The 26,601-nt window shown below is 47.8% G+C and carries 24 protein-coding genes and 2 pseudogenes; 12 read left to right on the top strand and 14 right to left on the bottom strand.

Annotated elements, in window-relative coordinates; genetic code table 11:
• Positions 1 to 410 precede the first annotated feature (410 nt).
• The 3 genes from FYJ73_RS13335 to FYJ73_RS13325 form a co-directional block, all read right to left on the bottom strand.
• Positions 411 to 2,483 (bottom strand): TonB-dependent receptor, encoded by a 2,073-nt coding sequence (locus FYJ73_RS13335; protein ID WP_154535217.1) that lies wholly within the window; start codon positions 2,481 to 2,483, stop codon positions 411 to 413.
• A 51-nt stretch (positions 2,484 to 2,534) separates the two neighbouring features.
• Positions 2,535 to 3,284, bottom strand: coding sequence for a winged helix-turn-helix domain-containing protein (locus FYJ73_RS13330; RefSeq protein ID WP_154535216.1), 750 nt, complete (start codon positions 3,282 to 3,284; stop codon positions 2,535 to 2,537).
• Positions 3,285 to 3,551: 267 nt separating this feature from the next.
• Positions 3,552 to 4,427: a helix-turn-helix domain-containing protein gene (locus FYJ73_RS13325; RefSeq protein ID WP_206081784.1), complete on the bottom strand. Its 876-nt coding sequence runs from the start codon at positions 4,425 to 4,427 to the stop codon at positions 3,552 to 3,554.
• A 135-nt stretch (positions 4,428 to 4,562) separates the two neighbouring features.
• On the opposite strand from FYJ73_RS13325, the gene FYJ73_RS13320 reads away from it, so the two are divergent.
• The 7 genes and pseudogenes from FYJ73_RS13320 to FYJ73_RS13295 all read left to right on the top strand — a co-directional run bounded on the left by FYJ73_RS13320 (position 4,563) and on the right by FYJ73_RS13295 (position 8,758).
• On the top strand, positions 4,563 to 5,012 hold the full coding sequence (locus FYJ73_RS13320) for a nuclear transport factor 2 family protein (RefSeq protein ID WP_206081783.1): 450 nt from the start codon (positions 4,563 to 4,565) through the stop codon (positions 5,010 to 5,012).
• 56 nt (positions 5,013 to 5,068) lie between these two features.
• A pseudogene (locus FYJ73_RS13315) lies at positions 5,069 to 5,776 on the top strand (DUF5131 family protein).
• A 327-nt stretch (positions 5,777 to 6,103) separates the two neighbouring features.
• Positions 6,104 to 6,460, top strand: a complete 357-nt coding sequence (locus FYJ73_RS13310; RefSeq protein ID WP_154535214.1) for an MmcQ/YjbR family DNA-binding protein — start codon at positions 6,104 to 6,106, stop codon at positions 6,458 to 6,460.
• 450 nt (positions 6,461 to 6,910) lie between these two features.
• On the top strand, positions 6,911 to 7,381 hold the full coding sequence (locus FYJ73_RS13305; RefSeq protein WP_336509613.1) for a pyridoxamine 5'-phosphate oxidase family protein: 471 nt from the start codon (positions 6,911 to 6,913) through the stop codon (positions 7,379 to 7,381).
• Between the two features lie 24 nt (positions 7,382 to 7,405).
• Positions 7,406 to 7,537 (top strand): hypothetical protein, encoded by a 132-nt coding sequence (locus tag FYJ73_RS16170; protein WP_262885127.1) that lies wholly within the window; start codon positions 7,406 to 7,408, stop codon positions 7,535 to 7,537.
• A gap of 344 nt (positions 7,538 to 7,881) precedes the next feature.
• The gene (locus FYJ73_RS13300) at positions 7,882 to 8,589 is read left to right on the top strand and encodes an acyl-[acyl-carrier-protein] thioesterase (RefSeq protein ID WP_206081782.1); all 708 of its coding nucleotides are present in this window, start codon (positions 7,882 to 7,884) and stop codon (positions 8,587 to 8,589) included.
• A 28-nt stretch (positions 8,590 to 8,617) separates the two neighbouring features.
• A complete protein-coding gene (locus FYJ73_RS13295; RefSeq protein ID WP_154535211.1) occupies positions 8,618 to 8,758 on the top strand; it encodes a hypothetical protein in 141 nt (46 codons plus the stop codon).
• A 202-nt stretch (positions 8,759 to 8,960) separates the two neighbouring features.
• On the opposite strand, the gene FYJ73_RS13290 is transcribed toward FYJ73_RS13295, so the two are convergent.
• The 7 genes and pseudogenes from FYJ73_RS13290 to FYJ73_RS13260 all read right to left on the bottom strand — a co-directional run bounded on the left by FYJ73_RS13290 (position 8,961) and on the right by FYJ73_RS13260 (position 14,736).
• On the bottom strand, positions 8,961 to 9,389 hold the full coding sequence (locus FYJ73_RS13290; RefSeq protein ID WP_081657713.1) for an Hsp20/alpha crystallin family protein: 429 nt from the start codon (positions 9,387 to 9,389) through the stop codon (positions 8,961 to 8,963).
• Positions 9,390 to 9,604: 215 nt separating this feature from the next.
• Positions 9,605 to 10,144 (bottom strand): beta-class carbonic anhydrase, encoded by a 540-nt coding sequence (locus tag FYJ73_RS13285; RefSeq protein WP_154535210.1) that lies wholly within the window; start codon positions 10,142 to 10,144, stop codon positions 9,605 to 9,607.
• An 18-nt stretch (positions 10,145 to 10,162) separates the two neighbouring features.
• Positions 10,163 to 10,933 (bottom strand): MBL fold metallo-hydrolase, encoded by a 771-nt coding sequence (locus FYJ73_RS13280; protein ID WP_154535209.1) that lies wholly within the window; start codon positions 10,931 to 10,933, stop codon positions 10,163 to 10,165.
• A 22-nt stretch (positions 10,934 to 10,955) separates the two neighbouring features.
• Positions 10,956 to 11,468 (bottom strand): annotated as a pseudogene (gene msrA / locus FYJ73_RS13275) (peptide-methionine (S)-S-oxide reductase MsrA); the annotation flags it as partial.
• 42 nt (positions 11,469 to 11,510) lie between these two features.
• A complete protein-coding gene (locus FYJ73_RS13270) occupies positions 11,511 to 11,891 on the bottom strand; it encodes a YccF domain-containing protein (protein ID WP_154535207.1) in 381 nt (126 codons plus the stop codon).
• 398 nt (positions 11,892 to 12,289) lie between these two features.
• Entirely contained in the window at positions 12,290 to 13,336 is a 1,047-nt protein-coding gene (locus FYJ73_RS13265) for an NAD(P)-dependent alcohol dehydrogenase (RefSeq protein ID WP_154535206.1), read from the bottom strand.
• Between the two features lie 32 nt (positions 13,337 to 13,368).
• Positions 13,369 to 14,736: an MFS transporter gene (locus tag FYJ73_RS13260; RefSeq protein WP_154535205.1), complete on the bottom strand. Its 1,368-nt coding sequence runs from the start codon at positions 14,734 to 14,736 to the stop codon at positions 13,369 to 13,371.
• A 224-nt stretch (positions 14,737 to 14,960) separates the two neighbouring features.
• Here FYJ73_RS13260 and FYJ73_RS13255 point away from each other — a divergent pair, with 224 nt between their 5' ends.
• Positions 14,961 to 15,974, top strand: a complete 1,014-nt coding sequence (locus FYJ73_RS13255; protein WP_154535204.1) for a LacI family DNA-binding transcriptional regulator — start codon at positions 14,961 to 14,963, stop codon at positions 15,972 to 15,974.
• A 145-nt stretch (positions 15,975 to 16,119) separates the two neighbouring features.
• Positions 16,120 to 16,356 (top strand): hypothetical protein, encoded by a 237-nt coding sequence (locus FYJ73_RS13250; RefSeq protein WP_154535203.1) that lies wholly within the window; start codon positions 16,120 to 16,122, stop codon positions 16,354 to 16,356.
• Positions 16,357 to 16,560: 204 nt separating this feature from the next.
• Here FYJ73_RS13250 and FYJ73_RS13245 read toward each other — a convergent pair whose 3' ends face one another.
• Entirely contained in the window at positions 16,561 to 19,650 is a 3,090-nt protein-coding gene (locus tag FYJ73_RS13245; protein ID WP_206081781.1) for a DUF3427 domain-containing protein, read from the bottom strand.
• Between the two features lie 470 nt (positions 19,651 to 20,120).
• On the opposite strand from FYJ73_RS13245, the gene FYJ73_RS13240 reads away from it, so the two are divergent.
• Together FYJ73_RS13240 and FYJ73_RS13235 are read left to right on the top strand one after the other, a co-directional pair.
• Positions 20,121 to 20,567 (top strand): cupin domain-containing protein, encoded by a 447-nt coding sequence (locus FYJ73_RS13240; protein ID WP_154535201.1) that lies wholly within the window; start codon positions 20,121 to 20,123, stop codon positions 20,565 to 20,567.
• Between the two features lie 87 nt (positions 20,568 to 20,654).
• Positions 20,655 to 21,023: a winged helix-turn-helix transcriptional regulator gene (locus FYJ73_RS13235; RefSeq protein ID WP_154535218.1), complete on the top strand. Its 369-nt coding sequence runs from the start codon at positions 20,655 to 20,657 to the stop codon at positions 21,021 to 21,023.
• Positions 21,024 to 21,442: 419 nt separating this feature from the next.
• Here the strand turns inward: FYJ73_RS13235 and FYJ73_RS13225 are convergent, their stop codons facing one another.
• On the bottom strand, positions 21,443 to 22,255 hold the full coding sequence (locus tag FYJ73_RS13225) for an AraC family transcriptional regulator (protein ID WP_154535200.1): 813 nt from the start codon (positions 22,253 to 22,255) through the stop codon (positions 21,443 to 21,445).
• 219 nt (positions 22,256 to 22,474) lie between these two features.
• Here FYJ73_RS13225 and FYJ73_RS13220 point away from each other — a divergent pair, with 219 nt between their 5' ends.
• Complete coding sequence (locus FYJ73_RS13220; protein WP_154535199.1) at positions 22,475 to 23,653, top strand: MBL fold metallo-hydrolase; 1,179 nt, start codon at positions 22,475 to 22,477, stop codon at positions 23,651 to 23,653.
• Between the two features lie 526 nt (positions 23,654 to 24,179).
• On the opposite strand, the gene FYJ73_RS13215 is transcribed toward FYJ73_RS13220, so the two are convergent.
• The gene (locus tag FYJ73_RS13215; protein ID WP_154535198.1) at positions 24,180 to 24,794 is read right to left on the bottom strand and encodes a porin family protein; all 615 of its coding nucleotides are present in this window, start codon (positions 24,792 to 24,794) and stop codon (positions 24,180 to 24,182) included.
• Positions 24,795 to 25,066: 272 nt separating this feature from the next.
• Entirely contained in the window at positions 25,067 to 26,488 is a 1,422-nt protein-coding gene (locus FYJ73_RS13210) for a DUF2207 domain-containing protein (protein ID WP_154535197.1), read from the bottom strand.
• Positions 26,489 to 26,601: the final 113 nt, after the last annotated feature.

The raw sequence follows: 26,601 nt of genomic DNA, 5'->3' as shown, positions 1-26,601 counted from the left end.
CATGGTGGGGTAAGGGGCATTTATATGTCTTTATGGTGACATTCGATGCACTGTGCCCCCTTTTTACTAACGATGCAGATTATTTTCGCTTCTGTATCATATTAGGCGCGTAGTTGCGGATTTGAGGAAAAGGATATTACCCATATCATTAAATACATTCTACTAACATCTATCTCTCTTGAATTCTTTTCATATCCATAAAACTCAAAAAAGAGCATTTTTTCGAAAATCCAACGGACCATTTGCATAATAATATATTTTAAAAGAACGGCGGAGTCAATTAGCAAGTGCAAATTTACAAAGTCTTTTTGTAAACAACTTCATCTGGAGTGAGGAAATTTAATTTTTCCCTTGGTCTTGCCAATCGTTGAACGGTAAAAAGATAAAAAAGAGTAAAGCTACCCTATTCCTCAATTTCTGCCGATGATCCCCGTCTGCGTGTCTTTATTGTTGAGTTTGCGCTGTGCTTCCTTGTATCTCCTGCCATGACTGAGCTTCCACGTGAAGTTGAGAGAGACGAAATTGCCAATGGTCTTGCTGCGGAGCTCATAGTCCTTGTGCATTAAGCGGTTGAGCAGGTGGGAAGACATCGCCTTGGGATTGGCCATGAAACAATGGTCCCACGTCAAGGACACGGAGCAGGGGCCGGCCTGATAGCTGCATTGCAGGGCCGGTATGCCGTAGTTCCATCCAAGGTTCTCGCCTTCGAGAAAGCGGTAGCCATTGTCGCCTTGTGCCGTGAGCGTCCAACGTCCGAGATAAGCTTCCAGGCTTCCGCCCACCATCCAGAAGTTATGAAGATGGGTGTAGTCGTCGCCAAAGTTAAAGTAGCGGAAGAAGCCTCCGTTGACATTGGCCACAAGACGGTCGGGAACAATGGTGTAGGAGAAGTTGTCGATAAAGTAGAGCATCTTGATGCCCCGCTGATTGCGTTGGGTGTAGACAAACCGGTTGTCATCAGTACGGAAATACGCAGCCATGTTGCAATGGGAATGGTCGCGATAGTCAGCCTCCAGCGTGTTGTTCCATCGTGGTGAGGAATAGTTGAAACGCAACGTATGTTCGTCGCAGCGGTTGGGCTTGAGGTTGGGAGACCCCATCGTCCACTCACGTCCGTTGGTGCGGATGGCCGCATCACCGATCATCGCGATGCGGCTGAAAAAGCCATACTGCTTAAAGTCATAGCTCAAACTCAGTCCATGACCGAAGTTATAGGCTAACGTGGCCTGGGGTCGGAAGAGATTGAAATTGTAGTGCGCCTCACCCTGGGTATAGCGTTGGTTGCTCACTCCAAGACCGGCCACATAGGTCAGTGCGCCAAGATATCCCTTGAGTTGGGCAAAGCCATAGACATACTGATTATGGAGTCGGTTAATGGCATCAACATCATCAGTGTAGCTGTTGCGCGTGTATTTAAGTTGGTAGTTGGCACCCAAGGACAGCGTGAAGGGCTTGAGCCGGTTCTCATAGATGGCTTCCCCGATGAGTGACGACGTGTTGCCCTTGACATGGTAGGCGTAAGGGCCACCCTCATCCATATAGTTATAGGAACGTGTGTGGATGTGCGTGCCCACCACATTGGCCGTGATGCTCTGGTGACGGCCCAGCTTTCTGACAAGATAGAGGTCGAGAACAGGAGAGAACGAGCGGTCGCGGGAGAAGTTCTTCACATCCGTGCCATTGACATCGATGAGCACATCATTACCCGGACAATGATTGAAGTCAGCAGTCAGCTTTGCCTGCAAGACATTGCCGAGCGTGTCAGCCCGATTGTATTTCAGTGCGACCGTATTGCCAGCCGCTCTGCTCCGATGCTGCTTGTCCACACGCGAGACGATGTCGTGCGTGCCGTCGGTGAGCAGGTAATCGGTGAGGGTGCGTGCTTTCTCGTTACGGTTGTCCTTATAGAAGAAGTTATAAGTCAGTGCCCATTCCGATTTACCTCTGTTGACCTTTGCATAGACCATGTCGTCGCTATAGCGGGCCAGTGCCTGCGTAAGGTCGGTGCCGAGCTCGTATCCTGCGTCACTACGCCGTGTGTGGATATCGATGACGAAGGCAATGTCCTGACCATAGCGCACGCCGGGATTGTCGATATAGTCAATGGAGGTGACGCGCTTAGGGTCGAGTGCTGTCAGGTCGGACTTTGACGCGAGGGCACCGTTGATGCGTAGTTGTACCTCACCACGGTTGAGACGGTCGGCAATGGTGTGGCGTACGGCATCCACCTGAAGTTGAGGGAGGCTGAGAAGATGGAGAAGGGTATAGCCATTGGTGGCACTCGCGCGCTGAGCCACCGACGGGATAATATGACGTCCGTCAGGACGGAAAGTTACGCGCGCCGCCTCCACGGTAACGTCTTTGAGCACTACCGCCGTGTCTGCGAGTAAAGAAGAGGAAGGCTTGGCGCTGCCGTGAATCTGTGCATAGCCCACTGTCACCGCGCCAAACGCAAGCATAAGGAGAAAGAAAATCTGCTTCATATCTTTGCTGTTTGTTTTTGTTGCAAAGATAGGAAACAAATGGCTAAACGCCTAAGAATGAGACTGACATCTGTCTGACAATTGATATTTACCGCCTCTTTCTGTCGTAATGGTGAGGTTGCTGTTCTTGTCGAGTACGGGTTTCAGCCGTCGGATGAGCGTGTAGAGCGTGTCGCTGGCATCGGGTTTTTTCGGCCAAAGCGCCTGGCAGATGTCCTCCTTGCGCAAGCTGTGATGCTCATCGGCAAAGAACATCAGCATCAACTGGCGTTGCATGGCGGTGAAGTGGACAGACTCCTGATGCTCATCATAGAATGTCTGTGCGGCTTCATCAAGGCGCAGGCCGCCAAAGCCTCCGGCAATCGCTACGACCCGACGACGCGTCCACATCAGTGAGCCTGCCAGCCAAAGCAGCGACAAGGCGAACAGCGACAGTGGCATACGCTGGTCAGAGAGGGACAGCACCGAAGCCACTGAACAGTTGGCATAGCCCCGGAAGGCTACGCGAAACACTCCACGGCCCCATGTCATCTTGCTGCTGGCAACCGTCTTCGGGTCCACATCCTCGGCATAGCACACCAAGGAATGGCGACGGAGCACCTCCAGCCGCAGATTGCTGCGATAGTCGCGGATGGTGTCGGGAGTGATCCACGCCTCTTGCTTATGGCGCAAGGTCTGGGTCAAAGCCTGGTTCATATCTGCTACCATCTCCTCTTCGGCACAACGATAGCTATGCATGCCTGCCCACACGGAGCAACTCAACAGGGTCACAAAGACCACAATAGTATAGAACGGTTTCATCGCAGAAATATCAATTTAGTGTTTCAATGATACAAAAGTAAAGAAAAAAAAGCAAAAACGCAAGAAGAAAGCCTATTTATAATAAGAAAAAGCGTATCTTTGCAATAACACAATAACCCAACAAACATGAAAAAATATCCATAAACACACTGAGACATTCTCCATCCTGCAGCTGATCAACAACATGTGAGCCAAAAGGCCACAGTGCAAGAAATCAGGAGAGGTTGACCTTCCATGCTGATGCTTCTGAGAAATCAGACATGATAATTACTTCGCATTATTCCTGTAATTCAGGGGCGTCTGTTTCTTGTAGTTGTAGAAGATACGTGTGAAGTAGGTTGCCGTCTCAAAATGCAGTTGGGCAGCTATATCCTGTACGGACAAGGATGTATAGCGCAGCAGATTGCATGCTTCCTGCATGATACGGCTCAGGATATATTGCTTGGTTGACACTCCTAACGATGATCGCACGAGCTTGTTGAGGTAGTTGGTGGTGATGAACAGCCGATCAGCATAGAAAACCACCCCATGCTCCTCTTTATAGTGCTCCTCAACCAACGACCGGAAACCGTCAATATATCGATTGGCATTGACGGCCTCGTTGGTGTCAGTTTCTTTCTTGGTTTCTTCCATAAACCGAGTCCGACTGAGCAGCATGAGGGCCTCATAGAGCATGGCGCGAAGGATATGCTGATCTTGCTCGGGGCGGTGTATCTCACGTTGCATGTCAAGGTAGAGCTGGAGCAGACGTTCATTCAGCTTATCGTCAAGGATAAGAAACGGTGAGGGTCGGTCGGCTTGCAGATAACGGAAATGGTCCAGAAAATGAGTATCGCTGAAGAAGTCGAGCAAGAATTCTTCTTCAAAGATGAGGTTGAGCGCCTCTAACTTGCTGTCAGCGCACATCGCCCAGATCTCCCCAGGAATGGACGTCAGCACATGGCCACGGCTCACCGTAGCAGCATGGTTGTTGATAGTTACTGCCTCTGAGCCGCTTGTGATGAGCAGAAGACTGTAGAAGGTCTCACGATAGACAGGCGTGCGGTGAATGTCAGGCTTCATCTTGTCTAAGTTCACCACATCTACCAACAATTCCTGACCATACTTGTGCTTGAAGAACTTATAAAGAGGTATCCGCTTCATTGTACGGACAAAGATAATTCTAAAAAATGACACTGGCAAGTAAAAGTCCCGAAAAGTGACATTTTCCTCCATTTTATTTCATGGTAGAGAAACCGATTCTCCCTAACTTTGCAACCGAAAACAAAGGATATAATAATGATGAACAACAATTGGTACAAGAACGAGGAAGAAGAGAAATTGGCCGAGAAACTCATCAGCATGGAGAAAGCCGCACTGAAGAAATGGTTCACTGGTGACAGTTCGGGCTATCGTGATCTGTGGTCGAAGAAGAACTTCTGCTATTTCGATGCGGTATGCGTGAATCGTGTGGACACTTACGACGAGATAGCAAAGCTTGCCACAGAACGCGTTGACGGAAGGCTGTATGCCAAGCACTATGAGGTACGCAATGAGCGCGTGCAGGCAGCGAAGGATATGGCTGTTCTCACCTATCAACTGTATTGTGAAAGCAATCTCATCAACATCAACTACAACTGCATTGAAGTATTCAAGAAGGAGGATGACGACTGGCATGTCATTCATTCCACATGGTCCGTTATCCGTCCGATGGAGATGGACTTCAGTGCTATGAAGGAAATTGTCTGAGTTAATAATGAGTGTGATGGTGGTTAAAGAGATATCAGAATAAATAAGACGGAAGGATGATTGTCTGGAATTTAGTGCATGGTTGTCACCGTAAAAGCGAAGGGTGCAAGCATTGCTATGTATTCACGCGCGATGAGGAGAATGGCGTAGACACTAATCTCGTCAGAAAGACGGCCTAATTCAACCTACCACTTCGCCGCGACCGAAAAGGGGAATGGAAAATTCCATCAGGAACAGAGGTGATGACATGCTTCTCATCTGATTTCTTCTTGCCGGAAATGGACGTATGGCGGGAAGAAGCATGGGAGATGATGCGCTTTCGCCGCGACCTCCGCTTCTATATGGTCACCAAGCGGCCAGAGCGCATCCTTCAATGCCTGCCTGCTTTCTGGAACGAGATAAGCGAACGCATAACAATCTGCTGCACAATGGAAAATCAGCGGCGTGTTGACGAAAGGCTGTCTGTTCTGTTGTCATTGCCTTTGCCTCACAAGGAAATTATTGTGGAACCGATGTTAGGTCCAGTAGACTTTCACGGCAACCTTGAAGACATAGCTTGCGTCACCGTTGGCGGCGAGTCGGGAAGAGATGCCCGCCCCTGCCGTTACGAATGGGTGCTTGATGTGCGCAGGCAGTGCATGGATGCCGGTGTACATTTTCATTTTATGCAGACTGGCGCATGCTTCATCAAAGACGGCAAGACCTACCGTTTGACTCACGGCATACAGATGCAACAAGCACGAAAAGCTGATATAGACTGCTGATATGGATTTGATCGTGCCTCGTCCGTCTCACAATCATTTCACGTCTGAGGGACGTTCTTCTCACTTATGAGACAATCTTTAATTCTTCTTCCACGACAATTATTCTCTATCAAATTGTCGTACTTGTCGATATAAAGTTGTACCTTTGAGGCTGATATGAATAACTCTTCAGTTTATGACATTCAAATAATTAGCAACGAAGCGTTTCGCCGTGCGCAAGTACACGGACGAGCCGGTCAGCGAGGACAATTTAGAATATATCATTGATTGTTTGCGGCTGGCAATGCTTCCGAGGATAAAACACAGTTGAATTAACATCATCAGACAATGAATATCGAAGAAGTTCGTGAATATGCGTTGTCCTTGCCGGGGACAACGGAAGATCAGGCTTATGGTGCGGATTGGGTGTTGTTTCGTATTGAGGGAAAGATCTTCCTGCATATATGGCTCAATGCCCCGGAACCGACTTGCGCCGTGAAACTTCCGCCTGAGCAAGGACAGACGCTGCGCGACCATTATGACGGCATCCGTCCGGCTTACCACTTAAATAAGGTGCATTGGAATGATGTTTTTCTCGATGAGATTGATGGTGATATGGTGAAGGACCTTATTAATCAGTCTTATCGGCTTGTACTTAGTAAATTGCCCAAGCGGTTAAGAGAAAGGTATATTATCAAACAATGACCATGGTATCAAGAAAGATATGCATGTGAGTTTTTGGAAGAAGAATTAGGGAAATAATAAACGTAGAAGATCTGCGGAAAGACACGAAAAAGGCGGCTCCCTATTTAAGAAGTCGCCCGCCGGACAATGCAGGCATATAGCAACACCGGGGTTATGCGACCTCAATGCGTTTTGTCTCCTTCTCAGCTTTCTGAGTGCGAGGAAGTGTGATGCTAAAATATTTACACTTTGCTGACAAGAATGGCACATCCTTGGTCTTATTCGGCTATTTCGGTGAGTGCTCCCGTAGTGAAAACATCGGAGACTACAGATTTAACAACTTTTACACCTCCGACTATCACCAGTATTTCCGTATTTCCAACCAAAAGGTAAGTAAGCCACTTTCTGGTGCCTTCTTGCAGCGATTACCGAAAATTAGTACTTTTGCAGTATCAAAATAAAAGTAGAACTATGAAAGAAAATATATCGATGTTACAGACCGCACTCAGATTCTTAGACGAACATAACGAAATTTCCTTTGCTACATGCAAGGGAGATCTTCCGAAAATTCGCATCTTTCAGATTATGCGACGTGAGGGCCAGAGGCTCTACTTTGCCACTTCTGCTGAAAAAGCAGTATGGCGGGAGCTACAGCAAAACCCGAATGTAGAATTACTGGCATACGCCGACAACATCTCAGTCCGTTGCAGAGGCATGGTGACCTTCGATGTAGAGGATAGCGTGAAGCAATGGATCTATGACCATAATCCCGTGTTGTCCCGTCTCTACGACAGTTGGGAAGGAATGGCTTTCTTCTGTCTGCCGATTGTCGAGCTGGACTACTACGACCTGACTCCTACCCCACCAGTCTTCAAGCATTTTAACTTGAAGACTGGTGAAGTCAGCAATGGTTTCGTCGGCTCGCGATTTAAAAACAAATAACGGAGTATCAAAGAATTAAGGACCATGGACAGACTGGAGAATCTGAAGAATATCATCATGTATCTGATGGCTGATGAGCATGTCAGCTATCAGATTCCTTCTTCACTCGAAGAACGGCATCCGACAAGTCGCTCCTGCTCCTTGAGTTTGGCGTAGGCTTCAACACTCCCGGCATCATCCGCTTCCCCTTCGAGCAGATGGCCGCACAATTACCAGATACTACCCTCGTACGTTTCAATCGCGACTTTCCGCAACCATCTTTACAAGGAATCAAAAATTACGTAGGTATCACAGAAGACGTTACAAAAATAATTTGAGACTGGATTCTTTCTTGCCATAAGATATCTGCATCATGGATAGCCAGAGATTCTATGCATTTGGGACGACTGTACTCATTCTATTGAAGAAATATCTTTCTATGCCACAAAAATACGATATTTCTTTCAAGCGACAAATAATTTCTGTATTTTTGTACCACCGTTAAGTAAATGGAATTAGATATGTATAGCATTGATAACATTGTAACAACAAGCACGTGTGACAAGGACGGCAACCTGAAATTGTTTTCAGCGTTTCAGATGATGCAAGACTGCTCTGAGATGTGGATAGAGTCAGAACCTGGCGTGAAGACTTTCTTTGAGGAATCCGGTATGACACAACTGCTCGCCTCCAGAGAGGTGGAGATTGTAAGAGTACCGCGGTTCAAGGAAAAGCTCCGAACGGAGACATCGGTCTTTGATGTCAAGCCTATGTTTGGCTTCCGCAACACGTTCATCTATGACTCCGACGGCAACGTATGCTATAAGACCTGGTCAATGGGAGCCTTCGTCGACCGCATAAGCGGCAAATTGCAGAGAATACCCGATAATGTTCTCAAGACGGTGATGATTGAGCCCAAGAAGGACATGACCTACGGTGAGCGACGAATCATTCTGCCCAAAAATGCTGCTTTCAAAGAGCAGGCCTCTGTCGCCGTAACCCACAACGATATTGACTATAACGGCCATGTGAACAACGCCAACTATATCCGTATTGCTATGGAGTATCTGCCTGAAGGATTCGCATACCGACATGTAAGGGTAGAATACAAGCGTCCCGTCAGATTCGGGGAGGTGATCGTCCCCAAGACATACTTGTCGACGGATGGCATCTTCTATGTAGAGCTGTTGGCAGCCAATGCCGTTAGCGCCATCCTGGAGTTGAAATGATAGTTTGATGAACAAACCAAGAACTCAAATGGAACGATTCGTCAGAAAAGCAACAGCTGAGGACCTGCCGGTGGCTCTCGATCTCATAGAGAGTGGACGGAAGAGTTGGCAAAGGCAGGATTTCAGTACTGTGGCATCATCCATCTGCTTGATGGTGATGAGCGGCTAGCTTATCAGAAGATAATAGATTCACATTAATCTGGTGAGCCTATAGCCATAGTTGATCAGACACAAAAAGGCGACTCCCTATTCAAGAAGTCGCCCTGCCGGAGAATGCCGGCATATAGGAGATGATGTTGTAGAAACAAAAAAGGGACTGCTCCCCAAGAAGAGAACAGTCCCTGTAATACCACTGAGCAGCAACGCCGGGGTTATGCGACCTCAATGCGTTTTGTCTCCTTCTCAGCCTTCTGAGTGCGAGGAAGTGTGATATGAAGCACACCGTTATTAACCTTTGCCTCAATCTTATCTTTCTCAACATCCTCAGGCAGCGTCAGAGCCTGCTCGTAATTGCTGTATGAGAACTCACGGCGCAGATAATGCTCCTTTTTGTTCTCGTCTTTCTTTTCGTCCTTGTGCTCCATCTTGATGGTCAGATTGCCATCCTTGTCGACGTTCACCTTGAAGTCATCCTTCGTGGTGCCAGGAGCAGCAAGCTCTACTTCGTATTCCTTATCATTTTCCTTGACATTGATAGCAGGTGCTGTGACGTTCATGCGCGGCATCCAACTTGTGTTCAACATATCGTCGAAATCATTGTCAAGCCAATTGTTCATGTCTCTTAATACTGGATACAACATAAGTCAAAACCTCCTAATTATCAATTAATTCTTTATTTATCCTCGGTTCATCCATCGTCCTCAGGTTCCTTTCGTTGCCCTCGTCCGACTGCCGAACTTCACTGTCATTTATGCAATATCCATGCCTATAAACAATTGGTGACAAATCGTGCCATCATTGTCAGCAATTCTTAAAATATTTACACATTGCTGACAACAGTGGCACTTTCTTGGTTCTATTCTTCTATCTCGGTGAGCGCACCAGCTGTGGAGTCGATGATAAAACCGCGGACAATGATGTTGTCGGGAACGAGCGGATGGTTCTTCACCCGTTGCATCGTCGCCCGCACACTCTTTTCCGTGTCGCCGAAGCCGTTGAGCCACTGGCGGAGGTCGATATGCTGCTCCACTTCCGCTACCTTGTCTGCGTCAATCCGCTCTCGAATCAGATGCTCCATGTGCTCGCCGGTCATTTTTCCGGCACCACAATCGGTATGGTGTATGAGCATGATCTCCTCAATGCCCAGCTCATAGATACCCACGATGATGGAGCGCATGACAGCATCGTATTCGTCGAGGATGACACCGCCTGCCACCTTAACCATCTTCACCTCACCATTCTTGATGCCTAATGCCTCAGGAAGCATCACGCTCAGACGGGTGTCCATACACGTGACAATAAGCGTCTTGCCTGACGGCTTGCCATCGGTGATATGCTTTACGTAGCCCTTCCCAGCAACGAAGCGTCGGTTGTTCTCCAGTATTTCGTCAATCATAATTGGTGCGATATTATATTATTGGTAATTCCTTATTCTCACGTCGATGCCGGTCCCTTTGAGCAGGTCGGCAACCTTCTGAATGTGAGTATCGGAGTAATGATAAGGGAAGAGTACCTTGGGCTTGATGAGCTTGGCGGCGCGGGCTGTCTGCTCAGGGGTCATGGTGAACGGCTGGTTGGTGGAGAGGAATGCCACGTCAATGTTTTTGATGTTCCGCATCTCTGGAATATCCTCGGTATCGCCGGAGATATATACACGGAAACCGTCAAGAGTCAGTATGAAACCGTTGTCTCTGCCTTTGGGATGATATTTCTCTTTGCCCTGAGTGGTGTTGTACGCCGGCACGGCATCCACCTTGATGTCATCAGACAGCTGCAAATGGTCGATATTGTGCATGACCTTGCCCTTGCCTATGATCTTGGCGCAGTTCGCATTCGTGATGATTATGGTCGTTGGCTTTTCCAACTGTCGGACAGCCACCGTGTCGCAGTGGTCGAAATGTTCATGTGTCACAAAGATGTAGTCAGCTTTGGGATAGGCGCTGTAGTCCGTCGTCGGCTTCAAGCCACGCACCGGGTCCACTTCTATCTCACGTCCGTCAAACGTGATGCGGATGCTGCCATGTTTGATGGCGGTAAAGACAATCTCTTTGCCGCTCTTGGTCTTGAACGTGTCTGTCTGGGCAGCAGTGCTCTTTTGTACAGTATTTTCCTTCTTCCCTGTGCAGGCTGCGAAAGCCATTGTTGCCATCAGAAGCAACATCGTCAGTAATATATTCTTCTTCATCTCGATACAGTTTCATTGAGTATCACTTCTTTGTGTCCTTTGCCTTGCGCGCAAACTCGAACAAGCTTTGCGGCAGATGACAGTAGCCGTCGGGATTCTTGTCGAGATAATCCTGATGGTAATCCTCCGCCTTGTAGAAATTCTTTAAAGGCTGGTTTTCAACGGCAATCTTTCCGTTGATGTGCTTCTGCTCTTCGGCAAAGACCTCGTTGATAATCTTCTCGTCATCCTTGTCGGTGTAATAGACACCGGTGCGGTACTGAGTTCCCGTGTCGTGGCCCTGGCGGTTAATGCTTGTTGGGTCAATAGCCTTGAAATACATCTCAAGCAAGAACTTCAACGACACCTTCGCAGGATCGTACGTGACATGGACGGTCTCAGCAAAGCCGGTCTTGTCGGTGCATACCTCTTTGTAAGTCGGGTTTTCCGTTCTGCCATTGGCAAAGCCAACCTCGGTGTCCACCACTCCATCAATCTGCTTTAGGTAATGCTCGGTGCCCCAAAAACAGCCTCCGGCAAGATATATATCCTTCAAATTCTCTTTTTCCATATTTATCCGTTTTATGTTTTCTGTATATTAGAAATCGTTGTTGACTATTTCCTTCCCGAATGGTGCCAGTGCCAGGCGCATCAGCCGGAAGTGCATCTTGCCCCAAGGAATGCCGACGATGGTGATGCTCAGGAGCAGACCAAAGCCAAGATGTGTCAAGGCTATCCAGAAGCCACCGACGAAGAACCACAGTACATTCATGATCATGTTCAGGCATCCAGCATCCTGCGGCTGGTCAACAATTTGTGAGCCAAAAGGCCACAGTGCAAGAATACCCAGCCGCATGGTGGCAATGCCGAATGGTATGCCAATGATGGTGATCATCAGCAGGAGTGATGAAACGAAATACTCCACTGCGATGCCCAATCCTCCAAAGACGAGCCAAATGATATTTCCTAATATCTTCATGAATTCAATCTCGGTTTCAAATGATGAATGCTTTTGCTTGCAAAGATAATGAAAATCACTGAAAGCAAAGAATGAACATCATCAATTTAGGCAGTCAAACAAATTAGTAGGATTAAAAGGTTCGAGTCTTTTTTGAGGAGGGGGTGGTACAGGGGGGATCCTTCCGATACCGTGAAATTCGAGTCTTTTAGGGATACCGGAGAAGCGAATCCTTATTGGGTACTGGGACTTCGAATCCTTATCACCCCCTGGCCCCTCGTTGTTTTCAGGTATAGATTATTTAGGTTATACCTGTCCACCGATTGCACTTCTATGTTGAACTTGCCGTTAATATATAGCAAATGGGGATCGCGGCATATCTCGTGGTCCCCATTTGGTTTTGATATTACCGATACATTCTATGAAATTTTCACTACCGACTTCACGATGTCAGCCTTGTCGTTGACACTGCGGTCCATTGCGTTTTGGATGTCGTCGAAGTCGAAAACATTGGTGACGACGCCTTTCACGTTAACCTTTCCAGTGGCAACGGCCTCAATGGCCATGGGATAGATGTGTCGGTAGCGGAACACGCTCTTGAAAGTCAGTTCTTTGTCGAGGATCTTACTGACGGGCAGCGTCTCTTCTCCCGATGCCGGATAGCCGACAAAGACGATGGTGGCACCTTTGCGTGAGATGTCGACAGCCTGGCGGGTGCATATCTCCTGTCCACTGGTCTCTATGCAGAGGTCTACCCCCCGACCGTCGGTGAGCGCGTTGATACGGTCCAGTACGTTTTCCTTCTTGGAGTTGATGACAACTGTTGCCCCCAGCTCCCTTGCCTTCTCTAAACGCTTGTCCATGACATCGACGACATATACCCTGCCGACGCCCTCGGCCTTGAGGGCCATCATCGTCATCAATCCTATGCATCCGGCACCGAAGACTACCGCCGTCTGACCGATGTGTGCTCCGCCCTGGTTGGCAGCATGGAAGCCGACGGCCAAGGGTTCAATGAGTGCGCCTTCCATCGTGTCGACATTGTCGGGGAGCTTGAAGCAGAGGTCAGCCTCATGAGCGACATACTCTTGAAAGACACCATCGACAGGCGGCGTGGCGAAGAAAATGACATCATTGCAGAGGTTGTAGTTTCCGGTACGGCAGGCCTCGCAATGGCCACAGGTCTTGCCTGGTTCCAAGGCCACACGGTCACCAACTTTCAGATGGCGGACATTCTTTCCCACCTCAACGACAGTGCCGCCGGGTTCATGACCGAGGACAAAGGGTGGCTTGACGACATAGTCGCCGATAGCCCCGTGCTCATAATAGTGGATGTCGGAGCCACAGATGCCCACGTATTCAAGTTTGACGAGTACTTCATCGTCTTTGGGCTGAGGAATAGGACGTGTTGTAAAGCCCATTTTACCAATGCCGAGCATAACGGCAACTTTCATGTTTCCTTCCATAGTGTTATGTTTTAATAATTAGATGTTATTATCTATTCGTGATTCTTTCTCTGTTGCAGTTCACTGAAAATCTTATCGTACGTCTTGCGGTTGAGCTTGTAGAAGAGCAGTACGAATCCCGTGAGGATCCATAGCACACCGGGAATCGTGCTGAAGCAGTGGTGGATAATATTGAGGACTTCCTGGTTCTGCACGGTGTTGGCGACATATCCTGCGGCGTCAATAGCCCATGCCAGCAATGCTGTGCCTATTGCCATGCCAATCTTGTTTCCGAGCGACACAAAAGCATATTGGAAGCCATCGTTGCGGATACCTGTCTTCCACTCGCCATACTCCACGCAGTCGGGGATGATGGCATAGATGGCGGTATTGAATCCGGAGAAGAAGAATTGGGTCAGTATGGCGAAGAGGTAGAACATCAATGGTGAGGAGTTGGGACTGAAGAAATAGAGCATGAATGTAGCTATACCGGTGCAGAAAGAAAAGAGGGCTGCTGCCCATCCCTTGTTGTTAAGTTTCTCGAAGACCCATACAAAGCTTGCCGCCCCGATGATTGAGGGGATAATGATGGCGAGCGAATAGGTGGAGAAAAGGTTGGAATCACCTTCTACATATTTAAAATAATACACCAGGTCAGCATTGCGGCCATAGTTGATGATTCCGAAGAGCAGCTGTCCGGCCAGTGCGAGCAGATACGGAGTGTTCTGTCTGGCTGCACTCAGCTGAGTGCGTACAGGAATTTTCTGTTTCTTGGGTATTGCCACGACCTCTTTCGTATTGGCGAAACAGAAGATATGACAGGCAGCGAAAATGCAGCCATAGAGGATGGCAACAAGCAGAAAGCCGGTTTTGATATCATCACCGCCGAAGAAATGAATGAGTGGGATCGTGATAATATTGATGATGCCGATGGCTGTCATGGCACTGACAGAGCGAAAGGTATTGATTTGAGCTCGCTCATCGATATTCTGTGTCATGGCACCACATAGCGTGCCATAAGGAATGTTCACACAGGTATATCCTAAAACGAGGACGCAGTAGGTTACTGACATATAGATGATTTTAGCCGTATTGCTCCATTCAGGATGCGCCCAGAAGGTCAACACCAGAACAAAGGCAGTCAAGGGAGACGCTATCAGCAGCCAAGGGCGGAACCGGCCCCAGCGTGTATGGGTGCGGTCGCTGAGCTCGCCGATGACAGGATCATTGATGGCGTCCCAGAAACGACTGATAAGCATCAGTACCGATACGGCACCCATGCTGATACCAAAGGCATCGGTATAGAAGATCATAAGGAAGTTGCCGACAAACATCCAACTGAAGTTGCAACCTACATCTCCCATGCCATAGGCAAACTTGCTCAGCAAAGGAAGGTGTCCTGATGGTGAACTGTTTTTCATATTGCTTTCTTGGTTTTGTTTTTGGTTTCTGCTGCAAAGTTATCTCCTTTTATGCATGGGGAAAAAGAAAATCATCAGACTTTTTCCACAACCGTTCCCGCAACCGATTGCGATAAACGCAATCGGTTGCGGAGTATGCTGCTGTTTCATTTAATGCTTCCAAAAGTTTTGCAGAACCATTAAATATAGTAACTTTGCAACATCAATCTATTTTTAAGCGCATCATGAGATATGTTACCATTTCAGATATTGCTAAGGCTTTGAATCTTTCCAAGTCTACGGTCTCGCGGGCATTGCACGGTGATTTCATGAATGTCAGCGAAGAGACTCGCGACCTTGTCCAGCGCACGGCGATGGAGATGGGGTTTCGTCCCAATCTCTCGGCGGCCAATCTGCGCTCGAGAAGTACCCATGTTATCGGCATCGTTATCCCCGAAATAGAGACGTCTTTCTATCCGAAGGTAATAGAGACGGCGCAGGCTCGGCTGAAGGAGCTGGGCTACCGTGTCGTCTTTGCACAGAGCAATGAAAATGCCAGGGACGAGCTGGATAATCTGAACATGATGATAGACAATCATGTAGACGGTATCTTGCTCAGCGTCTGTGACGGAGCAAAAAACAAAACTTTCTATGAGTCACTGATAGCGCGGGGACTGCCTTTGGTGTTGTTCGACCGTCATGTCGATGACATCGGAGCCCCTCAGGTCCTTAGCGACGACTACAATTCCTCTTTCTTTCTCGCTGAGGAACTTATCAGACAGGGTTGTACCCGGATTGTACATATGCGTGGACCTGTGGGAATCAGCAATTCCGTGGACAGGTTGAATGGCTACCGTGATGCACTTGCCAAATGGCATATCCCCTATCGGGCAGAATTGGTTGTGGAAGGTGGTGTGAGTTTCCGTGACGGCGAGATGACAGCCCTTGCCTTGCTTGACAGCGGCGTTGCTTTTGATGCCGTTCATGCTTTCACGGAGATGTCGTTGTTGGGGGCGAAAAGTATTATCCAGCAACGGGGAAAGAGAATTCCGCAAGACATTCTTGTGGCTTGTCTCTCGGGAACAAACCTCTGTAAAATGGTTTATCCGAAGATTACGGCTGTGGAGCAAGACGCTGAAGGTATTGCTAATAAGGCTGTTGATCTCCTGGTCAGTCTTCTATCCGGAAAGGAAGTGCCCTGTACGCCTGTCTATCTCTCTGCTCAGCGTATAGATAGGGAATCGACACATCGAAAATAGTTGGTGATGGCTACAACTTCATGGATCGCTACACCCGTCTGACTATGGCTAACAAGATTCACTCCCAAAGGACATATACGACTCGTTTGTTGAAATCATCAGTATCCTGAGAAATTTCAAAAGTTACGGTGGCAAAGCCTACCAGTTGATTGACTGTAATAATGATGGCATTGTAGTGCATGACGTGAAGAAAGACGAAGACGTAGAGCTCTCAAAAGATGACATATTGAACGGATTGTCATTTGATGACGGCGACCGCACTGCATCCAACTTGAAAGAGTGTATGCCAGCAAAGCAGGCGGGTGCATTGGCAGCTATATTTTTCACGATAGGCTACGAGGAGGATATTTCTTACCGTCGGTTTATGATGGGCGACGAGTAAGGCATGACAAGAATACTAACAGCTGATAGGGCAAAAAGCCAATCCGAACAAGAAAAAATCGCTTTCTTGGCGGTTTTGGCCTCAACGTTCAGAGACTTTTAGTAGGGTTGCGTGCGTGCTTGTTCAGAAAGATATAAGTAGTGTACATCGCCTCGAAGTTCTTGCTGAGATACCAGATGCCATGGTAGTTGCCCATAATCGACACTACCCCACCCTCAATTTTTCAGCCTTCTCAAGGATCTTTCCTGGAATTTCATTCTCCATACGCCATGTGATGGTCATCGGACGGTCACCACGCGATGAGACATACCTGACGGGACCAAGACAATAATAGGACTCTGTCAGGCCATAAGCATCCTTCTTTTGTTCTCTGACGAAAAGCAGAAACTGTTGATGTGTCTGCGCCTGATCTACATACCGTCTGCCGGCATTATCGTGACTGGCAGTATTCTGGCTCTGCCATTGGAAAAGAGTTTCACTGATCGCATAATCTTCATACTGTGTACTCGGCGAAAAATCCCTATCACTTTTATTGAGGGTGACCCATAACAGTTCTGTTTTTTCGTCCACCTTATAGATACCACTCTGTGCGCTGAAGTTCTTCTCGGCTGTGATCCGTCCGAAGAGAATAAGTTGTTCCTCCCGGGAATAGCAGCCATAGAGTTCGAGGGGAACATCATTGGGCAGACTGCCTATAAGCCGCGTTGCTAAGTCGACATGCTCCTTGAGCCAGGACATCATTTCCTTTACCTCTTCTACGAACAGCGGATGGGCGGCGAAAGTGCGGAATCCTTCGTCGATCGTTGAGAAGCCCATTCTTCCAATGGGCGCATTGTATAACGCATAGTAGAACATCAACGCCCATTTTGCCTCCTTGCCAGCATGCTCATACATGAAATTATTCGCTATGAGCCGCTGGATGAAGCTGATATAGCCTATGGAGTTGATATGCAAGAGCTTACTGAGGTTACGCTCGTAAGCGTTTGTATACTTGTCTTCCTCGTAACGAACCTGGTTAGCCAGTTTCATATAGAGCGACCAGCATTTATTGTTCTTATAGATCTGTCGGATGTCAAGGTCAAACTGCTCCAAAAAATGGCTGAGCGTCAATTCCCGTCCAGTATTCGTCTGGAACAACTGCATCTCATTGACGATACGCCGCTGATTGAAAATGGCCGAACGGATATTGTCAAGGATATATTTCTGGGCGATCTTATCCATCGTGATAGCGCACCCGCGGGGAAGCATTGGAAATCCTTCTTTTATTTGAGAAGCTATGGACTTGTCGGAGGGACAGAGCAACGGACGGAGCCTACTCTCAAAGCTATAGTTGTGGTGAGCTTGCAGCACGAAGTCGAGAACCGTAAGACAATCCTTGTCCGGTGCCAAACGAAGACCACGGCCGAGCTGTTGAAGAAATATAGTAAGACTTTTGGTCGGTCGGAGAAAGAGGACCGTGTCAATCTCAGGAATATCAACACCCTCATTGAGGATATCTACCACACAGAGATAGTTTATTTTCCCCGTCTCAAATCGCTCCAACACACGGCGGCGCCGCTCTTCGGAATCTTGTCCCGTGAGGGTATCGGCGCGATAGCCAGCCTCCCTAAGTCCTTCAGCTGTAGTGCGTGCATGCTCGATGTTGATGCAGAAGCAGAGCGCCCGACAGTTCATCTCGTCAGCGAGGTATTTAGGAATCGTGGCGGTGATGAGATTGAGACGGTTGCGCGTATTGAGTTTTGCGGCAAGCTCACTTTCGTCGTATCCTGCTGCCGTCCATCTCACATTCAAGAGATTGGCCGTGTCGTCGCCTATACAGAAATACTGGAACGGACACAGCAACATGCGGTTGATGGCTTCTGGCAGACGGATCTCTGCGGCTATCCGGTTGTCAAAATCAGGTAGCAGGCTCTGTCCGTCGGCACGCTCCGGCGTAGCTGTCAGTCCGAGGAGAACAGAAGGATTGAATTGCTGAAAGAGAATGCGATAACTGTTTGCCGTGCTGTGATGAGCCTCATCGACAAGGATGTAGTCGTAAAAATCATGCCTCATCCTCGTGAACAGCTCCCTATTGCTGTTGAATGTCTGGATAGAGATAAAGAGATGATTCAGATTGCCCGTCGCCGACGGCTGGTATTCTCCCACCCATAATTCACCGAAAGTAGGGTCATTGAGCACAGACCGGAACGTTCGGATACTCTGTTCGAGGATCTCTTTTCGATGGACGATAAACAGCAGGTTATGGTGATCAGGATGAGCATCATGGAACCGCTTGTAGTCGAAGGCTGCGATGACCGTCTTTCCTGTTCCCGTGGCAGCCACGACAAGGTTACGGAAGCTGTGATGGACCTCACGGGCAACAGAAAGCTTGTCGAGGATCTCTTTCTGTTCCGGACGAATCATATATCTTGCCAACACGGTGGGGTGCTCACTGTCGTTCTTATGCTGTTCGGCATAGATAGCGCGTCGGAAACGCTCCTCGTCATAGGGTTCAAAGTCTGGACGGTTCCAATAGGTATCAAATGTTGCCAAGGCGGCTTTGATGATCTGCGGGTTCTCCTGTGACGTCACACGAATATTCCATTCCAGTCCTGTCATGGCCGACTTCGTCAGATTGGAGGAACCAATATAAGCGGTATGGAGACCACTATTGCGGAGAAAGATATACGACTTGGCATGGAGCCGGTCGAGCGTTGTGTCGTATGTGACCCGAATGTCTACCTTCTCCGGACTGAGCTCTTTTAGAAATTGCAAGGCCTTAGGCTCTGATGCTGCCATATAAGAGGTCGTAATAATATGCATACGGGCATCAGGGCGCTCCAAGAAATGACTGAGAGCATCTTTGAAGATCCTCACACCCGAAAACTTGATGAAAGCAACAATCCAATAGATCTCGTCGGCCGACTGAATGTCAAGGTTGATCTCGCTCTGCAGGGACAGGTCGTGATTACTGCCTGTGAAAAGGTTACTGACGGTGAATCCTGATTTCGGACGGAGTAGGTTATAAGCCTTGATCTGTTGCTCGTTCTTACCCGCCCTGGAAATAATCCCGCTGAGCAAGTAATTTTGTACGACCAACAAGTCATCAGCAGTATCACACGACCACTCGCCTTCTATGAAGTGGAGAATCTTGTTGATAAAAGCTATTCGCTCTTCAAGACCTTCAAAGAGTTTGTCGTCAGTCAGTAACCGGGAAAGGATTTTGGATATATAATTTGTCAACAAGCGTGGAACCTCCGCACTGTCGATACTCAGCGTATTGACAGCATATTGACTCTTATTGAGGGCGTCCAACTTTTTCTTTAGCGCCTCATAGATAAGACTTTCGTATATTCCAGTAGACAATTCCATACTATGTTGATATTATAATATTTCTGATTGCTTGCAAAGTTACTATTTTATTTTATAACCATCAATTTAAATTGGGAATAGTATGTCAGAAAATGCGAATTTCACTTGTGAAGCCGAGGTAGTTGGAATGCTTGACAAGTAACTATTCAGCTGCCATATCGCCCTTTGGCGATAACAAGTTGTTGATATAACAGGGTTAGTTATATAGAAGCGAATTCCTTTCGGTGGATAGCTACTGTGAGAACAAAAATAGCTAAACAATCTTAATGTATGAGTTCGTAACATTCTCAGTATCAGCAATAGTTACCTCAAGGTAAGTATCTTACTTTCAAGTGCCCTCTTGCAGAAATCAAAAACAGTAACTAACTTTGCAACCGTAAACAAGAGAAAAGTAAATATCAAATTAGAACATTATGAAAGAGGTTAAGAAAATTGCTGAAGGCAAGAACTTCAGTGCAGTGGATTTCGGCAAGCTGAACGAGTTAGGTAGCTATGTCTTGTCTTTGGGCGATATAAAAATTCCCGGCAAGGTGTTTGGCGGACAGGCTCTCGGAACGAAAGGTTCAGAGTTCTCTTTTCAGATTTACGCTCCTGGTCAGGAGGGTGGTTTCTATCACACGCATAAAACCCACGAGGAACTCTATTTCGTTCTCAGCGGCAAAGGAGAATATCAGGTTGACGGCGTGAACATTCCGTTGCAGGAGGGCAGTGTGGTGCGCGTCTCACCAGAGGGCAAACGCACCATTCACAATAATGGCACGGAGCCGATGGTGGTGCTCTGCGTGCAGTATCGTGAGACGCCTTTCACCCAGGAAGATGCTACCGATGGCGTTATCCTGAAGGATCAGGTGAAATGGTAATCAAAGGAATCATATCAACAATCTATACCGTCATGGACAAGACCGCTTGTCTGTGACGGTTTTGTACGTTTATAAGAAATGAAGAAGATGATCAGAAATCAGGTAGTCGACCCGTTATTTCCCCAATGTCCAGTAAGAAATGTACTTTCTCGTATCGGTGACCACTGGTCATTGCTTGTGCTGCTTGCCCTGCACGACAAGGCAGGAACCATGCGCTTCAGCGACTTTTGCAAGACTATACCCGATGTTTCACAGAAGATGCTCACTTCAACGTTACGTAAACTGGAGGCAGACGATCTTCTGTCCCGGACCGTCTATCCCGAAGTTCCTCCACGTGTGGAATACAAACTGACAAAGCGCGGAAAGACACTCATCCCACTGCTCAACCAATTGGTGGACTGGTCGTTGGAAAACATGGATGCCATCATTAGGCACCGAGAGAAATATGCATTGTAGATTATGCATCACAAAACGGCATATTATGCGCTACATTGTCACTGTAGATGGTGCTCAACCCTGCGAAGAAACTTATCCCCATACCTCTTTTGCGATCTCTGTTACAAGATCGATCTTCGCCCACTGTTGAGCCTCAGTGAGTTTATTGCCAATCTCGCAGGATGCAAAATTAGTTGTGTTGGGAGCTTGCACAGCGTTATCGTTATCGGAGAGATTAAGGACTCACACGTTATACCAGTGGCAAGATACGAAGAAGATAACCACTGATAAGGCATCTGTACAAACAGATGTTGCCAAGACCTGCCAATCTCTTTTCGCTCCATTGCTCAATAAAGAATGGAACGGAGAAAGTGTGCAACAACCACGACTGATTCAAGTCGGCACCTGTCTACATGCTGTGTTTCAAGAATTTCTGCTTCTTACTCATTCTCTCTGTGTCGCAGTCGCATCTCCTTAGGCGGCAGTCCCATCACCTGCTTGAAGGCCCGGTTGAAGTTGGCTGGTGAGCTGAAACCTGTATCATATGCAATCTGCTTAATAGACAGGGTGTTATCAGCTATCAACTCCAAGGACCGGATTATTCGCTGATAACAAAGATAATTGCTGAGGGTGGTGCCCGACTCACTGAACAACCGGCTCAGGGTGCGTGTGGAGACACCCACGGCATGGGCTGCATCGCTGGCTCTGATATTGTCAGCAAGATGCTTGTGAATATAGTCCATCGCCTTACGGAGTACAGGACTACTTTCTGTGTCTATGCCGCGCAAGGGCAATGACAGTTGCCGTTCCACTCTGTGGAAGGTTTCAAAGAAAGAAAGGCAGAAATTGTGAAGCGCGGCATCACCCTCATCCACAACAGGGCCGCGCTTGGCAATGAAACTTAGATTAGCCCGTGCCCAAGGACATACATATAGTACGCTGAATGACTCAAAGCTCTTGTCTCTGTCGTCAGGTAACTGAAAATAGAATATACGCAGGTTTATCTTCCGGTTGTTACTTGCCAACGCATGCATCATGCCGCTGGGAATCCAGCAAGTGTAGCCCTCAGGCACAAAGTATTCACGCGTACCGACAGTCACATGCAGAGAGCCGGCAATAGTCTCCACCACCTGTATGCAATGATGGCTGTGTGGTGCAAGGTCAACACCCTCGCGCCCCGTAACTTTGATGAGGACTTTTCCTTTCCCAACTTGTTCTACCTGACGAATAAAACTCTCTTGCTCTTCGTTCATTTGCGTACCTATATTATTATATAATGTATAATTCAGTTATCCGCAAGGTTAGACCTTTAGTAAGGAATTCCGGTTTGGCGTTAATTGAGAATTCTTTGGCCTAATTTGCTAATGCTGCACAAAGATAATATATTAATTTTGCAATCGAAAATAAATCAGTAGAAATTGAACTGTCTTTCTTAATAAGACCATTGATTATTCATTCTAAACAAACAGTATATGCAACTAAAGAAAATTGTATTATCAGTCATCCTGACTGTTATCGCTCTCAGCAGCGAGGCCAAAGGACTGGCACTGAAAGTCTATAATCCCGGCACCTCAGCCATCTTCCCGGTGACCTCCACCATCGTCTATGGTAAGAAGGACGCTGCGCTCATCGACGCACAGTTTCAGAAACAGTATGCCGAGCAGGTCGTGAAGGAGATCAAGAACATGAAGAAGAATCTGAAGTATGTCTTCGTGTCGTATCACGATCCAGACTACTACTTCGGTCTCAACGTCATCCACAAGGCTTTTCCCGAGGCAAAGATCATCTCTACGGCACAGACCGCTTATCTCATAGAGGCTTCCAAGGACATGAAGCTCGACGTATGGAAAAAGCAGTTGGGCGCCGATGCACCCGACACGCTCATCGTGCCTGAGGTTGTCGATACCCTGCCCGCTATCGAGGGCAATGCCTTGGAGGTGAAATACAGCAAGGACGACTCGGCCCATCCCTTTGTCTGGATTCCCTCGCTGAAGGCTATTGTTGGCGGTGGCAGCGTCACAGAGGGCGGTCACATTTGGATGGCAGACACTCAGGGCGACAAGGGCATCGAGCGTTGGCAGCAGGTGATCAGCGCCATGAAGCAACTGGAACCCTCCACAGTCGTTCCTGCACATTTCATCAGTAGCGACTACAAGCCGCAAGTTCTCGACTTCGTTGGTAAGTATCTTGCCGACTACCGTCAGGCTGCCGCCAAGAGCAACAATGCCGACGAACTGACCGCCGCTATGGAGAAAGCCTGGCCGCAGTTGCCCGGTAAGGACAACCTCGTCTTCAGCGCAAAAGTTTTCAAGGGTGAGCAGGAGTGGAAGATATTCACCCCCTATCCACCCATCGGCCGAGCCATCAAGGTAGACTTCGGAGCCTTTGCTTTCCGCAACAGTTTCAAGGATGCCCACCACATGACATTCCTCGGTCTCAACGGAGTCTACAAGGGCGTTACCGACAACGTGCTGCCTACCGTAGTGGAAGTATCTCCCAACGTGTTCATGCTCTATTGGTCGGAGCCTAACTCCACCAAGAGCAACGTAGTGCATGTGCAGAACTATAACACGGGTACCCTGTGGACCAACATCGCCGCACCCGACGGTAAGTTCTACAATATGCAGGGCAAGATGACCGTCGTGGAATAATAGTAGATTAGTAATTTTAATCTGAGCCATAACTCACCCTACTTGGGGTGGGCTATGGTAGCCAGAGACGATGAACAACCTAAAGGATGTTTCAAATTCAATTGCGCCCAGCAGATGCTATGTAAAATTCGATGACATGCGGTTTGACATATGCATCATGCGTAGTCAGAGATTCTTGTTCGAACGCCAGATCCGTTCCTTCTCATATGGGTCCATAGGGCGATTACTGTCTTTCTTGCGGGTGGCAAGAAAAACAATCAGCCACGTTACTATCAATGTGAAAAAAGCTTCCATATTCAGATCTGTATGAGCTTGAGTTAGGTATTAGCTTTCCACCTATTCTTCACTACGCCAATGGAAAACAATTGGCCAGCTTCTTCTGAGTAAGGTCCCCTACTTCCTTTATCTTATAAAGACGAAATGCCGTTTGCACTTCATACAATCCTATTGTAGAATATGAAGTGCAAACAAGCAAACATTATCTTACAGGCTGCCAATAGCTGTTGGCCGATCCTGCAAGGCTTGGTTATAAATTGAACTTATAGCCTATAGTGAACTGGAATACCGAGTGCTTTGTCGATTCACCCTCAGCCTCTATGGCTTTGGTGACACTTAAGTTATAGCGAGCGTCAAATTGGAAGTTACGGTATTCGTACGAAAGACCCATTGGTATTGCGAAGTCCACACTCTTTACACTGGCATCTACTCCACCTGCCTGAAGCGCTTTTTCTAAATCAACCTCAGCGGAAGCACCAGAAGCAGAGACCTTGACCTTACTATTGACCTTGAATCCCGGCTGTATACCAGCCTTCACAGCCAATCCTTTGGTAACATACACATTCAAGAGAACAGGCACGTTAATGTAGTCCATTTTTATAGTACCGTCCATTTCATCGCTGTTAGCCTTCAATCCTTGCTGGGAATAGAGTGCTCCAAAAGAGAGAGACAGCAAATCGGTGGCTTGGTATTCGAACTCAGCACCTCCGACAAAGCCCACGCGAGGATCGCTGCCGTCATTGTCTGTCATTGTTGCTACATTGAGGCCCACTTTGGGTTGAATGTTAAACGAACCTTTTGCATGCTGGGCAAACGTTCCTACCGAAGTTAATAATAGGCACGCAATAATGATAATCTTTTTCATAAATAGTAGATAATTATTGTTATGGTTTTATAATTTGTTACAAAGATACGAAATTAATCAAGAACTGCCTTCTAAATCTATATATTTTTTCCAAAAAATATCAATAATGGTCGGGAAGTAGGTCTTGCCGGGCGCGGTCCTTGTGGCCGATACGCCACACGAAAGGCCGAAGGGCTCTCTGCGTGCTCTAATTCTCAGAAGGAATAACTCCGTGGCTCGATTATCTCCGCAGCTCTGCGTGAGAAAACAACTAACCTCTTAAGTGGGACAGTCTAACGCCCACCACCGCCGCCACCGCCGCCGAAGTCTCCCCCACCGCTCAGACTGGCCTCGATAGCTTCAGATGTGTAAGAGCTGATGATTCCGTTGACACTGTCGCTGCAGGCATAAATAAGAAAATAAATGCTGATATCGTCAACCTCCTGGCCAAAAGCTGAAAGATTGGCATAATCGGGACATACTTGGTGAAGCTCTTTCATCAGTTTCTTCGTAAAACCAAAGAGTTGCGAATAGATGATGATATCGTCCCAGACACGAACATCCGTGATGGACCTGTCACCGGTTTTGCTGAAGTCGGCGAGGTAGTTTCTCAGTCCCAAGAGGTGTTGACGCTCGCTGTCGCTCATGGTGTCTTCTACTGTGGTGGTGTCCATGGCATGGCAAAAGTCGTCAATATCTTCCGTGTTGTTCTCCGCCCATTGCTCCAGTTTGTCTTGCTGGATGATACCGTTTTGATCCTTGGCTTGCGCCAAAATGTAGAGCAGGTAGTCGCAGAGATAGTCGTCAGATCTCGCTGGGACAAAAGGCTTGTCGACCATTGTGGGCACCACCTTCATCACTTTCTCTTTTCTCCCCTTCTTGTCAAGCTTCTCTCCAACCTCGACAGAAAGTTTCCCCTTGCCGATGAGTCGCAGCATCAAAGCCGCAAAAAGGTTCTCCTGTTTATACCAGCCATAATCTTCCAAAACCTTTGCTGCTGTCAGCAGCGTCCATGCCGGTGACACCTCTTTATAGTAGGGCAACATTCTTGCGTTTCGTTTCAGGCGGTAATCGTATATGAACGCTATGAGGATCAAGACCGCGATGATCCCACCAACGACAATCATTAAGATTTTCTCGCCAGACGACATCGGTTCCCCTTCTGAGCCTCCTCCGAAGTCGCTTCCTTTGAAAGCCTCTGCCTGCAGTTCAGCGAACGATCCTTCTCCTTTTAAGGATGGTGCAAACAGTCCCTTGCGGAACGACATGAGCAGTCCTATCTTGTCTATCTCACCTGTGGACCGCGCTTCTGTCGTGCCATTGATCACCTTGGCGGTACCTTTGTATCCGAATCCCCATACCTGACAGTTGTCTTGGGATAAGGGGAAGGGCGCTTTCACGCTGACGCTGAACGCCTTGATAGGGTCCTCTTCGTTGAGGTCGGCAAACCAGTAGCCGAATCCATCCTTGTCGGGGAAAGACAGCACCAAGCCTTCAATGTCGTAGTCGACGGTGTAGACATGTCTGCCGAGCGTCGGTACCCCCCAGCATATCTCATAGCCGCCTTCTTTAGATATCAAGCCACATTTCCCCGTTTTCTCCTCTTTGCTGGCGTCGACATCCCATTCATCCTTTAGAGTTGACAACTTGGAGCCATTGTCGGAAACCGTGAGGTTCGTGATCTTCCGCTCACCCATATTATTCTGAATTTTCAATTAGTTTGTAGCGATAACCTACTACGACTCGTTTTTCTTTGGCCTTCCTCTTTTTCTCCCTACCTTTTTCGACTTGTATCCCGGTTCACACCCGACTGGGATGTCAATCCCAA

The organism is Hallella mizrahii (genome assembly GCF_009695775.1).
GTDB lineage: Bacteria > Bacteroidota > Bacteroidia > Bacteroidales > Bacteroidaceae > Prevotella > Prevotella mizrahii.
The sequence above is the reverse complement of the archived record's forward strand: the minus strand, read 5'-3'. Positions and strand labels throughout refer to the sequence as shown.